This is a genomic window from Polaromonas sp. P1_G1 (assembly GCF_056405595.1).
In genome coordinates this window covers 1-492 of record NZ_JBFUBU010000162.1, presented here as the reverse complement: position 1 = coordinate 492, position 492 = coordinate 1, and the positions used below count along the sequence as shown (strand labels likewise).

The window sequence follows — 492 nt, the reverse complement described above, 5'->3', positions numbered from 1 at the left end:
GATACCGTCCGTCACCGACACCACGGTGCCTTGGTTACGGATGTCAGCGCTGGCGGACAAGCCGTCAATGCGGCTCTTGATCAATTCAGAAATTTCTGCGGGATTGAGTTGCATGACTCTTTCCTTCTTTCTTTAGTTGGGCTTCACAGCAGGCGGCTTGCGCCTCAGGCTGTCAAAGCCGCTTTCATTTGTTCCAGACGGGCCTTGACGGAGGTGTCAAGAACTTCGTCACCCACCACCACGCGAATACCGCCGATCAGATCGGCGTCGAGCGCAACGGACACATTGAGCTTGCGACCAAAACGCTTTTCGAGCGAAGCTGCCACGTCCGTCAACGCTTGCGCATCGATTGGAAAGGCGCTGTACACCACAGCATCGGAAAGTCCGCTTTGTGCGTTCTTCAGCGCGCGGAACTGGGCTGCAATTTCAGGCAGGGCTTCCAGGCGTCCGTTGTCTATCACGGTGCGCAGAAAGTTCTTGCCTTGCTCAGAC

1 protein-coding gene is annotated in these 492 nt (G+C 56.1%); it reads right to left on the bottom strand.

What is annotated here, in order from left to right; translation table 11 throughout:
• Positions 1 to 164 precede the first annotated feature (164 nt).
• The coding region (atpH, locus tag AC1D1Y_RS26275; RefSeq protein WP_477684932.1) for an ATP synthase F1 subunit delta at positions 165 to 492 on the bottom strand (328 nt) is incomplete at its 5' end.